This is a genomic window from Rhizobium sp. GCM10022189, from assembly GCF_042656325.1.
Lineage (GTDB): Bacteria > Pseudomonadota > Alphaproteobacteria > Rhizobiales > Rhizobiaceae > Rhizobium.
The window spans coordinates 485,598-499,247 of the sequence record NZ_JBHSOR010000039.1 but is presented as its reverse complement, the minus strand read 5'-3'; the positions used below and the strand labels follow the sequence as shown (position 1 = coordinate 499,247).

The 13,650-nt window shown below is 61.3% G+C and carries 10 protein-coding genes; 2 read left to right on the top strand and 8 right to left on the bottom strand.

Annotation, left to right across the window (positions count from 1 at the left end):
* Positions 1-19 precede the first annotated feature (19 nt).
* The 5 genes from ACFPWW_RS17350 to ACFPWW_RS17330 form a co-directional block, all read right to left on the bottom strand.
* A complete protein-coding gene (locus tag ACFPWW_RS17350; RefSeq protein ID WP_377312655.1) occupies positions 20-1,195 on the bottom strand; it encodes an ABC transporter permease in 1,176 nt (391 codons plus the stop codon).
* Positions 1,195-2,193, bottom strand: coding sequence for an ABC transporter permease (locus tag ACFPWW_RS17345; protein ID WP_112570514.1), 999 nt, complete (start codon positions 2,191-2,193; stop codon positions 1,195-1,197). Before ACFPWW_RS17345 ends, ACFPWW_RS17350 begins: the two co-directional genes overlap by 1 nt.
* Before the next feature lie 3 nt (positions 2,194-2,196).
* The gene (locus tag ACFPWW_RS17340; protein ID WP_377312654.1) at positions 2,197-4,101 is read right to left on the bottom strand and encodes an ABC transporter substrate-binding protein; all 1,905 of its coding nucleotides are present in this window, start codon (positions 4,099-4,101) and stop codon (positions 2,197-2,199) included.
* A complete protein-coding gene (locus ACFPWW_RS17335; RefSeq protein WP_113497300.1) occupies positions 4,101-5,990 on the bottom strand; it encodes an ABC transporter ATP-binding protein in 1,890 nt (629 codons plus the stop codon). The genes ACFPWW_RS17340 and ACFPWW_RS17335 overlap by 1 nt, the downstream gene beginning before the upstream one ends.
* Positions 5,991-6,173: 183 nt before the next feature.
* Positions 6,174-7,514 carry an adenylate/guanylate cyclase domain-containing protein gene (locus ACFPWW_RS17330; protein ID WP_112570508.1) on the bottom strand — a complete coding sequence of 447 codons (1,341 nt, stop codon included), beginning with the start codon at positions 7,512-7,514 and terminating at the stop codon, positions 6,174-6,176.
* A 425-nt stretch (positions 7,515-7,939) separates the two neighbouring features.
* On the opposite strand from ACFPWW_RS17330, the gene ACFPWW_RS17325 reads away from it, so the two are divergent.
* Positions 7,940-9,283 (top strand): nucleotide sugar dehydrogenase, encoded by a 1,344-nt coding sequence (locus tag ACFPWW_RS17325; RefSeq protein ID WP_377312653.1) that lies wholly within the window; start codon positions 7,940-7,942, stop codon positions 9,281-9,283.
* On the opposite strand, the gene ACFPWW_RS17320 is transcribed toward ACFPWW_RS17325, so the two are convergent.
* Complete coding sequence (locus ACFPWW_RS17320) at positions 9,273-10,448, bottom strand: DUF3095 domain-containing protein (RefSeq protein WP_112703389.1); 1,176 nt, start codon at positions 10,446-10,448, stop codon at positions 9,273-9,275. The genes ACFPWW_RS17325 and ACFPWW_RS17320 overlap by 11 nt on opposite strands.
* Positions 10,449-10,568: 120 nt before the next feature.
* Between ACFPWW_RS17320 and ACFPWW_RS17315 the strand changes: the two genes are divergently transcribed.
* Positions 10,569-11,048: a class I SAM-dependent methyltransferase gene (locus ACFPWW_RS17315; RefSeq protein ID WP_377312652.1), complete on the top strand. Its 480-nt coding sequence runs from the start codon at positions 10,569-10,571 to the stop codon at positions 11,046-11,048.
* 3 nt (positions 11,049-11,051) lie between these two features.
* Here ACFPWW_RS17315 and ACFPWW_RS17310 read toward each other — a convergent pair whose 3' ends face one another.
* Together ACFPWW_RS17310 and ACFPWW_RS17305 are read right to left on the bottom strand one after the other, a co-directional pair.
* Positions 11,052-11,930, bottom strand: a complete 879-nt coding sequence (locus ACFPWW_RS17310) for an FkbM family methyltransferase (protein ID WP_377312717.1) — start codon at positions 11,928-11,930, stop codon at positions 11,052-11,054.
* Positions 11,930-13,645 carry an adenylate/guanylate cyclase domain-containing protein gene (locus tag ACFPWW_RS17305; RefSeq protein ID WP_112570500.1) on the bottom strand — a complete coding sequence of 572 codons (1,716 nt, stop codon included), beginning with the start codon at positions 13,643-13,645 and terminating at the stop codon, positions 11,930-11,932. The genes ACFPWW_RS17310 and ACFPWW_RS17305 overlap by 1 nt, the downstream gene beginning before the upstream one ends.
* Positions 13,646-13,650 lie beyond the last annotated feature (5 nt).

Sequence of the window (13,650 nt, the reverse complement as noted above, 5' to 3'; positions counted from 1 at the left end):
CGCTCCACCGGGCTCGACGCTATTTGTAGGGATCTGCCGCATCGCGCAAGCCGTCTCCCAGAAAATTGAACGCCAAAATGACCAGCACAACCGGAACGATCGGAAACAGCAGCCATGGATAGAAAGCGATGACGCTGACGCTCTTGGCCTCCGTCAGCAGGATGCCCCAGCTGGTGATCGGTGGCCGCAGCCCGAGCCCGAGGAAGGAAAGTGCCGTCTCGCCGAGGATCATGCCCGGAATGGAAATGGTCGCGGAGGCGATGAGATGTGACATGAAGCCCGGCACCAGATGCCGGCCGATGATGCGCGGCGTACTGGCGCCCATCAGTTGCGCGGCCTGCACATAATCTTCCTCGCGCAAGGCCAGGAGCTTGGAGCGAACGGCACGGGCAAGCCCGGTCCAGTCGATGATGCCGAGGATGACGGTGATGCCGAAATAAATGACGATCGGGCTCCACGTCACCGGCATGATGGCGGCGAGCGCCATCCAGAGCGGCAGCGAGGGCAGCGATTGCAGCACTTCGATCAGACGCTGCACGACGAGGTCGAAGATACCGCCCCAGTAGCCGGCGAGACCGCCGATGACGATACCGAGCACGAAACTGATGGCGATGCCGATCAGGCCGATGGTGAGCGAAATGCGCGCGCCGTAAAGGATGCGTGACAGCACGTCGCGGCCAAGGCGGTCGGTGCCGAGCAGGAACATCTGTCCACCGATTGCCGGGCAGACGAGATGAAAGTCGGAAGCGACAAGTCCCCAGAACTTGTAGCTATCGCCACGACAAAAGAAGCGGATCGGCTGGATGTCGTTTTCGTTGTTGGTGTAGAGGCGGTGCAGCGTATCGATATCGAGCGTCATCTTCCGGCCGTAAACGAACGGACCGACGAAATTGCCCTGGCTGTCGAAAAGACGGACCCGCTGCGGCGGCGAATGGATGAAATCGACATTGCGGGTGTGCAGACCGTAGGGCGCCAGGAACTCGACGATCAGAATCATGAAGTAAACGGCTGCGAGGAAGATGCCGGATGCAAGCGCCAGCCTGTGGCGCTTGAATTTCCACCACATGAGTTGCTTTTGCGAAGCAAGGTGGATGCGCGACTGCGCCGAAGTCATCGTCTCCGTTGCGATCGGATCGAAGGGAGCAGTCGACACATAATGCGGCAGCGCCGCGCCAGGTGCGGGTAGGGGCGACATTATTTGGTGCTCCTGCCTTGCAGACGGATGCGGGGATCGAGGAAGCCGAGCGCTATATCGGAGATCAGCACGCCGATGACGTTCAGGAAGGCGAGGAACATCAGGAACGATCCGGCAAGATACATGTCCTGGCTCTGCAGAGCCTTGATCAGCATCGGCCCGGTCGTTTCCAGAGACAGCACGATCGCGACGATTTCGGCGCCGGAAATGATCGACGGCAGGATCGAGCCGATGTCGGCGACGAAGAAGTTGAGCGCCATGCGCAGCGGATATTTGACCAGCGCCCGCATCGGATGCAGGCCCTTGGCGCGGGCCGTCGTCACATATTGTTTCTGCATCTCGTCGAGAAGGTTGGCGCGCAGGCGGCGGATCATACCGGCGGTACCCGCCGTGCCGACGATGATGACCGGGATCCAGAGATGGGCGAGAATGGATTGCGCCTTAGCCCAGCTCATAGGCTCGTTCAGAAATTGCTGGTCCATCAGATGGCCGATGGACAGACCGAACCAGACATTGGCGAAATACATCAGGATCAGCGCCAGCATGAAGTTGGGGATGGCGATGCCGAGCAGGCCGAGGAAGGTCAGGCCGTAATCGCCCCAGCTATATTGATGGGTCGCCGAATAGATGCCGATCGGGAAGGCAATCAGCCAGGTGAGAAGGATGGTCGAGAAGGAGACGAGGATCGTCAGCCACAAACGGTCGCCCACCACGTCGGAAACCGGCAGCTGATATTCGAAGGAATAGCCGAAATCGCCACGCAGCATGCCGCCGACCCAGTAGAAGTAGCGCACGATCTCCGGTTGGTCGAAACCGTATTGATGGCGCAGCTCCTCGATTTCCTGCAGGTTTGCGGTCTCGCCCTGGGCGCGCAGTTCGGCGATCTGGCTTTCGAAGAAGTCACCCGGCGGCAGTTCGATGATGACGAAGACCAGTGCCGATATCACGAGCAGGGTGGGCACCATGGCAGCGATGCGCCAGAGGATGTAGCGGATCATCGCTCAGGCCTCCTTGAACCAGAAGGTATCGGGCATATAGACGCCGAGGTAGGAGGTCGGATCGAAGCCGAAAAGCGCATGCTCCGGCACGTTCTGCATCCTGGCAGATCTGAGGATCGGCTGCAGCGTGCTGTTGATGAGGCCGATCGAAAAGACCTGCTGGGTATAGAGGGACAGCATCTTGTGCCAGATAACCTCACGCTCTTGCGTCGTAGCACTTCTGCCCCATTGGTTCAGCAGGTCCACAAGCTCGGCCGCCTCCGGCAGGTCCGGCGCCTTGCCCTCCTGACCGGCGGAAAGATAGTACATGCCCCAAAGCGGCCATTGAAGCTGGTCATCCAGTGTAGGGGCTAGTCCATAAGGAGACATGTCGGCGGTCGGTACGCCGTTATCCAGCCCGTACCAGATCGACATCATGATCGAGCCGCTCATGGCGCGGTTACGGAAGACGTCGCGCTGCGAGGTGCGGGTGAAGAGTGCCAGGCCGATATTGGCCCAGTGATCGTGCACCAGTTCCAGAACGTCGGTGTCGAGGTTGCTCTCGCCGGCGGTCTCGACGGTAATCTCGCAGCGGCGGCCGTCTGGCAGCAAGCGGATACCGTCTCTGGCGCGCTTGTCGAGGCCGAGTTCGTCGAGCAGCTTGTTGGCGGTATCCGGGTCGAAATTCACGAAGGCGTCGGCATATTCCTGCCTGAAGAGCGGGCTTTCCGGCAGCACCGTATCGGCACTCGCCTTGCCGAGGCCGTAGAAGGCGACCATGTTGATCTCATGCCGGTTGATGGCCAGCGACAAGGCCCGCCGAAAACGCACGTCGCGGAAGAGAACCCGCCAGGCTTCGTCGGCGACATTGAGGTTCGGCAGGAGCGTGATGCGCGAGCCGCGCGCCACTTTCCAGAGATCGACCTTCACCGGGAAGCGCTTTTCCGCCTCTTTCAGGAAGGTATAGTCGTTGAAATCGATGCCGGTCGCCTGCAGGTCGGATTCACCCGCGCCCGCCTTGGCAGCGATGATCGAGGAGGATGAAACGTTGAGAATGAACTTGTCGAGATAGGGGAGCTGCCTGCCGTTCTCGTCGACGCGATGGAAGAAGGGATTGCGCTCGAAGATGAACTGGTCGGCCGGCGGGGCCGTGCGGTTCTGCCAGGGATCGAGCGTCGGCAGGTCAGGATTGTTCGGCCGCGAAGCGAGCGCCATCTTGATGTGCAGGTCGGCCCATTTCTTGGCCCGGTTCTTCTTCATCAGCTCGTCGAGCTTGGCCTTGTCCTGGTATTCTTTGTGGAACTGCTTCAGGTAGTGGCCGGGACCGTAGATGACGAGCGGCAGAGGTCCGGCGAGCGACGACAGGAAGACCGGATTGGGCTTGTCCCAGCTATAGCGCACCGTCAGTTCGTCGAGCATTTCAAAGCGCGGCAGGGAACCATGCGGGCGTAGTTCCAGCGCACCGCCGCCGGGCGTCAGTTCCTTGTTGAGGATGACGTCTTCCCACCAGTAGCGGAAGGCTTCCGCCGTGAAGGGATGGCCGTCCGACCATTTGTGCCCCTCGCGCAGGCGGAAGGTGAAAACCGTAGCATCCTCAGAGGTGAAGTCGCGCAGGATATCGGGCTGGAACTGCAGCTTGGCGTCATAGCCGATGAGCCGCGAATAGCCGTAGACGGTCATATAGCGGATATCGCGCGCGCTGCCGATGATGGTGCGCACGTTGCCGCCATAGGTGCCGGGCACGCGGCCCATCTCCTTGAGATCGACGATACGCGGTTCGACCGGGATGCGCTGCGCCATCGGCGGCAGGCTGCCATCGGCGAGCTTCGTCTTCAGGAATTCGGGTTCGACGATTTGCTGGGCGCGGAGCACCGAAGGCGCGATAGCCGAGCCGATCAGACCGCCGAGGAAGATGCGGCGCGTCACCATCAGACCAGTTCCTTTGCATCGGCGCCCTTGCGGGCGCGCACCAGATGGCCGCCGCCGAGATCGGCAAAGGCGAGTTCGGAGGCATCGTCATGCTCGGCTGTGAAGACCTGCCCCCAATTCTGCTTGTCGGCCGCACCGTTTTCCTGCAGCGCCTTGAAGTCGAGCGGCCTGTCGAGATCCGGGAAGGGAACGGCGGCAAGCAGCGATTTCGTATAGGGATGGACCGGATTGCGCAGGATGATTTCGCGCGGGGCGATCTCGACGATGCGACCCTTGCACATGACGGCGATGCGGTCTGCCATATAGTCGACGACGGCGAGATTGTGCGAGATGAAGAGATAGGTGAGCCCCAGTTCCTTCTGCAGATCCTTCAAGAGATTGAGGATCTGTGCCTGCACCGAGACGTCAAGGGCCGAGACCGGCTCGTCGAGGATGATGAGCTTGGGACCGAGCGCCAGTGCACGCGCAATCCCGATGCGCTGGCGCTGCCCCCCGGAGAAGCTGTGAGGATAGCGGTTGAGATAACGCCGGTCGAGGCCGATCGCGCCCATCAGCGCCTCGACCTTGGCCCTGCGCTCGGCGCTGTCGCCGCGATCATGGATTTCCAGCGGTTCGCTGAGAATATTGCGCACCGTCATGCGCGGCGAGAGCGACGAGACCGGGTCCTGGAAAACCATCTGGATCTTGGTACGCAGGTCCTGCAGCTCCGAACCCTTGACGGAGAGGACGTCGATAGTCTCCTTGCCGTCGTTGAAGACGACCGCGCCGCTATCCGGAGTGATCGCACGCATGAGAATCTTGCTGACCGTGGTCTTGCCGCAGCCGGATTCGCCGACGAGCCCCAGGCATTCGCCGCGGCGGATATCGAAGCTGACATCGTCCACGGCATGCACGATGGCCGCTTCCTGGCCGCCGAAAAAGCCGCGCTTGCGCGTCCTGTAGGTCTTGGAAAGATTGGAGACGGAAAGCAGCGTGCCAGGCGCTTCCTTTTCAACCGGCTTCTTCTTGCCGATCAGCGATTCCAGATTGACCGGAACCTCGCGCAGGGCTTTCAGCCGCTCGCCCGGCTTCATGTCGAAATGCGGAACCGCGGCCATCAGGGCCTTGAGATAGGGATGCTGCGGATTGCGGAAGATTGCCTCGACCGGGCCGGCTTCCATGATCTCGCCGTGATAGATCACCACCACTTCGTCGGCCATGTTGGCGACGACACCGAGGTCATGGGTGATGAGCAGCATGGCCATGCCAAGCTTGGCCTGCAGGTCGCGCAGAAGTTCGAGGATCTGCGCCTGGATCGTCACGTCGAGCGCGGTGGTCGGCTCGTCGGCGATCAGCAGCGCCGGTTTGCAGATCAGCGCCATGGCGATCATCGCGCGCTGGCGCATGCCGCCCGAAAGCTCGAACGGATACATGTCGTAAGTGCGTTTCGGATTGGAAAAGCCGACGAGGCCGAGCATTTCCTCGGTGCGCTCGCGCGCTTCCTTCTTGTCGGCATCCGTATGGATCAACAGCACTTCGCTGATCTGGTTGCCGACCGTGTGGAGCGGCGAGAGCGAGGTCATCGGCTCCTGGAAGATGGTCGCCATGCGGCGGCCGCGCAGGTCGCGCATCTCGGCGCTGTCGCGCGACAGGGAGAGAATATCGGTCGCCTTGCCGTCCAGCGGGTCGGTAAACAGGATGCGTCCGCTTGCCTGGGCGGGTGCCGGCAGGATGCCCATGATCGACTGGCTGATGACCGATTTTCCCGAGCCGCTTTCGCCGACAAGGGCAGTCACTTTGCCTGGCAGAATGCGGAGATTGGCTTCCTTTACGACACGCAGCCGGTCGCCGAAGACGGAGAAGGCGACATCCAGGTTCTCAATACGCAACAGATCGGCTGCAGACGCCATACCAATGAAATTCCCCAGTCCTTATGTGTTCCCGTTAAGGCACACTATCGTACCGTAAACGGGGTGTCCAGTTGATGACAGACATGGGAAAAACAACGCACGGCGCCCGTTTTGCAAGGCGCCTGATGCGAGGGTGGCCATATACGGTGCAGCGGCCAACGCCGCTACAATGTTCGCGCGTAATTACTGAATGAATTTTTCGATCGGCGTCCGTTTTACCTGTTTCTTGTCGCGGTGAAGCATGATGACCTGTTCGGCTTCCGAAAGGCCGTTCTGCACGGATTCGCGGAAACCTTCGTCGACGTGGATGCCGGATGTCGGCGCTCGCGGCTGAAGCACTGTGACCTTCTGGCGGATGCCGCGCAGTTTTTCCTCGCCGAGCGTGATCCATTCGCCGCCGCAATAGCCGGCAAAGGCCTGGCTTGCGACGACCTCCCGGCCGTATTTCTTCGTCAGCACCTGCAGGCGCTGCACCTCGTTTACGGCGGAGCCGAAGGCGGAGAAGGTGAGGCGGTCCTTCAGGCCGACATTGCCGAACATGACATTGCCGACATGCAGGCCGATGCCGTAGCCGATTTTCGGCAGGCCCTTCGCCTCGCGATCCTTGTTCAATTCGGCAACCCGCGCCTGCGCATGGTGCACGGCAGAAAGTGCTGCCTCGCAGGCGATCTTGGATGGGTCCTTGTGACGGCCGCAGGGATAGACGGCCAAGAAGCCGTCACCGAGGAAGCTCAGGATTTCGCCGCCGTTGCGGTTGAAGGGCGCGGCGATCGCGTCGAAGAACTGGTTCAGCGTATCGATATAGGCCTGCCGGCCTTCCTTCTCGGCATACATGGTGGATTCGCGCATGTCGGCCATGACGAGAGCGGCACGGATCGTTTCACCGTCGCCGCGGCGAACCTGGCCGTTCAGCACGCGCTTGCCGGCGTCGCCGCCAAGATAGGTGGTCAGCATATTGTTGGCGAGCTTGGCAAGCACCGCCATCTTGGCGGCCACGGCCAGATGGTTCTGCATGCGCAGCAGCGCATCGATCATGTCGTCGGAAAAACCGGCGGAGCTGTCGGTCGACCAGGAGCCCATCATGCCCTGCACCGATCCGTCGCCGAACGGCTGTACGAAGGCGAGGTAATCGGTGATCCTTTCCTGCCTGAGATCCTCGAAGATCGGAAACTCACTCGGGCCGTCGGGCATGATGCGGCGACGTATATGCTGCAGGTTGTTGTCGAGAAGATGGAAATAGGGGCTTTGCAGGAAACGGTCCGGCTTCTGGCCGGCCGGCATGCGGAAGCCTTCGATGGTCACGCCGCTGGCGCGCTTCCAGGTGAAGCTCAGCGCATCGTAGAGCGGATGCAGCATCGAGAAGGTCAGGTGCACGCGCGCGAGCGGCAGGCCGGCGGCCGCAAGCCGCTCGCAGAAACCGCGCACGATGTTTTCAAGGTCGTCACCGGCCAGCGAAGAATTCGTCAGCCATTCAGCAACACGGTCCAACAAAATGGAGGATACGCTGGATTCGATCGTGCTCATTCTTGGTATTATCCTCATGTCGCACGTCCATCCCGAAAGGCAAAAACGACCATGACCTGCCCGTTCACGGTGAGCAGATCACAAAAAAATCAGGATGTACGAGCGGTATTATCGTGTCAACGATTGCCGACAACCGGCTTTGACACCCGCCGGCTTCCGACCTCCTGGAAACGGGCGAGCAATCTTTGCAAAGTGGTTCATTATCATTTGCCAAAATAGGCACGCTGAAAGTGCGAAACAATGGGATTGCGATTTTTTTTGTGCGTCCCGGTTGCCGGGATGGCCGACCCCGGTTCAATCGGGCCACACCCGCTCAATGAAGCCGGCGCATGGCGCGGTTAGGTGTCGGTTGCAGGCCGGGTTTAATTTGGCGGGATCATGCATTAGATCAGCTTTCGGATTCACTTTTCGCAAGAGGCATGGCCTTGGACGCACGCTCTTCCACTTTCGAGACACTTTCCAAGAAGATTGAGACGCGCGCGGCGCGCGCCGGCATCATCGGTCTCGGCTATGTCGGGCTGCCGCTGGCGATGGCGGTCGCCCGCAGCGGCTTTGCAGTGACCGGCTTCGACATCGATCCGAAGAAGATCGTCGCGCTGGATGCCCGCCGCTCCTACATCGACGCGGTGACAAACGAGGCGCTGACGGCCGAGATCGATGCCGGGCGCTTTTCCTCGACGACCGATTTCGCCGGCCTCTCGGATTGCGACGTGATCGTCATCTGCGTCCCGACGCCGCTTACGAAACATCGCGATCCCGATCTTTCCTTCGTGGAGGCGACGTCGCGGTCGATTGCCGCCCATCTGCGCGCGGGCCAGCTGATCGTGCTGGAATCGACCACCTATCCCGGCACCACCGACGATATCGTGAAGGTCATTCTCGAAGAGACCGGGCTTAAGTCCGGTTCCGATTTCTTCGTCGGTTTTTCGCCGGAGCGCGAGGATCCCGGCAACCAGAATTACCACACGGCCACTATCCCGAAAGTCGTTGCGGGCGATGGTGCACAAGCCCTGTCGCTGATGAAATCCTTCTACGGTGCCGCCGTCTCGAGCGTCGTTCCGGTTTCCTCCAATGCGACGGCGGAAGCCGTCAAGCTCACCGAAAACATCTTCCGCTCGGTCAACATCGCTCTCGTCAACGAGCTGAAGACCGTCTACGCGGCAATGGGCATCGATGTCTGGGAAGTCATCGACGCGGCCAAAACCAAGCCGTTCGGCTATATGCCCTTCTATCCCGGTCCAGGTCTTGGCGGTCACTGCATTCCGATCGACCCCTTCTACCTCACCTGGAAGTCGCGCGAATTCGAGCTGCCGACCCGTTTCATCGAACTCGCCGGCGAGATCAATTCGGCGATGCCGCGCTATGTCGTCGGCAAGCTGGCCGAGGCGCTGGATATTCGCGCGGGCAAGGCGCTCAGCCGCTCCCGCGTCCTCGTGCTTGGCCTCGCCTACAAGAAGAACGTCGCCGATATCAGGGAAAGCCCGTCGCTGCGCCTGATCGAGATCATCGAGGAACGCGGCGGCAAGGCGGACTATCACGACCCCTTCGTCGCCGAGATTCCGCCGACCCGCGAATATCAGGCGCTGAAGGGCCGCAAATCCATCGATCTGACGCCGGAAGCCGTTGCGGGATACGACGTGGTCCTCATCGCGACCGATCACGACATAATCGACTATGCGGCTCTTTCGAAGAACGCCAGGCTGATTGTCGATACCCGAAACGTGTTCGGCCGGCTCGGCCTCTCGGCCGATCACCTCATCAAGGCGTAACCAAAATGCCGGAAAGCTGCTTGCCGGTGATCTGGCTGGCGGCAACGGCATAACCGCCGGCGGCACCGTCGATGAAGTGCATGTGGTCGCGCGACAGCGGCGTCGGCACGAAGCAGGTCATCAGTGCCGATGACTGGCGGTGCAGGCCAAAGCGGGCCACGCCCCTTTCCTGCGCCTCTTTCAACAGCGTCTCGATACGGGCAAGGTGGGTGGCGTCGACGTCGATGGTCATCTTCAGGCCGTCGTCGAACTTGCGGAAATCCGAATTGCCCGAAACGTCCTTCCTGTAACGGCGCGCGTTGAAATGGGCGAAGGTGATGCCGAATTTGTGCAGAAGAACGGTCAGGCCGATCTGCAGGAGAATGAAGAGCCTCTGGCGCAGGCGCTTGCCCTCGGGTGCGGTGGCGTTCACCTCGCGATTGATGCCCTTCATCGAGAAGGCGAGTTCCGGCCCCTCTTCCGGCACGGGATGCCCGCTGCGGTTCTGCTCGGCGGTGATGGAAACGATGCCGGTGACGAGGGCCTGAAATTCCGGCCCGGGACCGCCCTCGCCGGGCACGGCGATGATCGAAACGATCTCGCCGTTGCGGGCCTCGATCGGGCTCCAGCGACAGGAGAGGCCGGCAAGGTTCGGCCGGGTGCCCGGCGCGGCCCTTTCGACGCCGTAACGGCCCATCTTCATGTTCTTTTCGGCCCAGCTTGTGCCGCCGCCCGAGAACATCGCATAGGTGACATAGGGGCTGGCCGAATAGCGGGCGACACGCACATCGAGACCTTCCGCGCGGATATCGGCGATCGGTACGATGGCGATGCGCAGATCGAGATCCAGATCCTCCTTCACCCACACCTGTGTCGCCGCCAGCGCCTCGCGCGCTTCCTTCTCCAGCGAAGCGGGCAAGGCAATCAGCGCGCCGTCGCCGGCAAAGACAAAGGGGTAGTCACCCTTGCCGACGGCGTTCAGCACTGCGGAAATGACGCTGGCGCCGGCCATGTTGACGTCCTTGTAGCGGCCGCCGGATATCGCTTTCGTGGAGCCGACGATATCGGCCATTGCCAGCACCCACCCATCGGGCAGCGGCTGGTAATTGCTTTCGTCGGTCACGCCTTCGAAGTCACTGAAAACAGGCACGTTGGCAAAGAATGCGTCGTCGGACATCTCGTTCATGCGCCGAGTTTATCACAGACCCTTATTGTCGCTGCAACGGCAATTTGCGTTTCCGGCAATCGACTTGCACGGCATCAATATGGTAGCACCGCTGACATATTTTATGACGGACAGGACAAGATGAGCCGCCTCGACAGCTTCATTCGCCGATTGACGGCTCAACGCGATATTCTCAATGCCATCGTTGGTCTGGTGGAAGAGGTGGAAGGGCCGGTGCTCGAATTCGGCCTTGGCAACGGCCGCACCTACGACCATCTGCGCGAGCATTTTCCCAACCGCCGCATTGTCGCCTTCGATTGGGAAATCCGCTCCTATTCCACCTCCACGCCGCCGGCCGAAAATATGGTGACGGGCAATATCCGCGATACCGGCCAGGCCTTTCTCGGGATCGACGCCGCGCTTGCCCATGCCGATATCGGCACCGGTCATGACGAGATCGATGCCGTGACGCTGACCTGGCTGCCGCAACTGATGGCTGGCGTGCTGGTTCATGACGGTATCGCCGTCAGCGGCCTGCCGCTGGATCACCCCGACCTTCTGCCGCTGCCGCTGCCCGATGGCATCAAGGAAGGGCGGTATTTCCTCTATCGGCGGAAATAAGCCCTACGGCAGGAACAGTACGTCGTACTGGTCGAGGCCGCCGGGCAGGTCGCGCACCTTCATCTCCTGCTCGTGATCCTCGAAGAAGACGAGGCAGTCCTCGTAGAAGCCGGCGAGCCACGCGACGAAATCCCGCGTCCTCTCCGGGCCGTAAAAGAGCGGCGTGAATTCCATGTAGAGCGGCGCGCGGCGGGCAAGCAGTGGCAGCATCGAACGGCAGGCGACAGGCTCGTAACCCTCGATATCCATCCAGACGAGGCCGATCTCCGCTTCGTCGATGCCGAGACCGTCGAGAATGCCCGTCACCGACCGCACCGGTACGCTGATCTTCTCGTCGCTGGCGCTCTGGCGGATGGCGCTGCTCTTGCCGTGATTGGCGCGGTTGAGGAAGAAGTCGATCTCGCCTTCGGCATTGCCGGCGGCACAGTTGACGAGGCGCACCGTGTCGGTGAGGCCGTTCTGGCGGATATTCTGTTCCAGAAGGCGGAAATTGCGCGGGTCCGGTTCGATGCTGACGATCCCGGCAAAGGCGCGGGCCAGCGCAAAATAGACCGTCTGGGTGCCGATGTTGGCACCGATCTCCAGAAGCGTGCCCTCCTTCTTCAGCAGGCCGCGCTGGCGCAGGATCACGAGCAGCCGGTCGACGGCTCCGCGTTCGAAATGGCCCTTCCGGAAAACCTTGCGGCCGATATAGTCGGCGGGCGAAAAACTCATCAGGTGATCGCCGGCATCGACCGTCATGGAGGTCACGCGCGGCCCGATATTCTCGATCAGCAGCCGGCGGCCGAAGCGGGTATCGAAGAAGCGTGTGGCCAGCGCATTGCGCGCCTTGCGCAGACGGCGCTTCCAATATTTGGCAGTAAGCCATGCTTGGCCGGGCATCATTGTCTTTCCTTCAGCGGTTCGGCCGCTTTCTCTCTCGGGACCACGTAGACTTTCAAGGGGAGCGCGCGGCCGCGCACGTTGATTTCGCAGCTTTCGACCGTCTCCGCATTGATGCCCGCGTGCCTCGCGACCGGCTCGGAAATGACGATGGCGGCGTTGAGTTCCTTGGCTGCCGTTTCCAGACGGCTGGCCACATTGACCGTATCGCCGACTGCCGTCAGGCTGCGCACGCGCCCATAGCCCATCGTGCCGACGACGGCCGGGCCGGTGTGGATGCCGATAACGATCTCCAGCGGCAAGGGCAGTTCGCCGGCAAGTTCGGCGGCGAGCTTTTCAATTTCGGCAACAATTGTGGTTGCGGCCGCCACTGCCTGCCGGCAGGCTTCCTCGGGCGTGCTGTTGAGGCCGAAGAGTGCCATGGCGCCGTCGCCGATAAATTTGTCGAGCCGTCCTCCTGCCTGTTCCACCGCCTTGCCGACGATCCCGAAATAACGGTTGAGCAGGAAGACAACGTCGAAGGGCAGGCGGGTCTCGGTCAGCGTTGTGAAGTGGCGCATATCGCAGAAAAGCACCGCGATCTCGCGCTCGCGGCCGGGACTGGTTTCCTGGCTGTTGGCGGGAAGGGCAGCCTCTGTCTGCGGCACGAGCAGCGGCGCGACGGTCAGGTTCTTGTCCGGGCGGAGCTGACAGGCGAGGCGCACGTCGGGTGCCGCATTGATGCGCTTCAGTGTCGTCTGCTCCAGCTTGTCCGGCGGCGGCAGGGTCCAGTAGTCGCCGAGGATCTGCACACGGCAGGTGGAGCATTGGCCCTTGCCGCCACAGACCGAATAATGCGGCAGACCGCCAAGCCTGCTTGCCTCCAGTACGGTGAAGCCGCGTGGAACGCGCACGGTCTCGCCGCCGGGATAGTGAACCGCGACCTGGTTCGTCCGCTCTTTCAGCCTGCGGCGCGCCCGTGCGAGGATGACGAGGGCAAGCGCTGCGGAGAAGCTGCCGTAGAGCCCGGCGCGAATCGTCGCGATTTGTGCGCGCGCATCAGGATTATTGTAATAAAGCGTATTGATCGTTTCCTCGTAGTGCCCGGATTCTGCCTCGATATAGGAGGGATCGGACAGGGTGCGGCCCATTTCGACGAAACCGAGCAGCGCCAGCACCGGCAGCAGGATGGCGATCGCCAGAAGCAGCGATGCGGAATTGTCGTACCAGGGCCGATAGCGCAGCCAGAAATGGATGCCGATACAGCCGTGGATCCAGACGGCAAGCAGCGCGAACGTCTGGCGCACGCCGTTGTCGGGCGAATTGATCCAGAGCGTGCGAACGATCGTCTCGTAATTGTCGGTATAGCTGTAGAGTGCATGGACGATGCGCGTGCCGACGACATGGTCGATAAGCAGCAGCGGAATGAGAAGCCCAAGAACGATCTGTGCCATCTCGTTCCTGGGCATGACGAGGCTGCGACGCATATAGAGCCCGCGCAGTACCAGGGACATGTGGACCAGGACCGAGCCGTAGAAGACCACGGTGCCGAGCGGATTGCGCCAGATCGCCAGAAACAGCCGGCGCGCATCGTCGGCCGCCGTCAGTGAAACGAGCCCCAGCGCATGGTTCGACATGTGCAGGATGATGAAGACAAACATCACAAGGCCGGAGCCGAGCCTGGCCTTCCTGATTGCGCGCTCCGAAAAAATCCCTGTGGCCCAGACCGTCGTCATCAATT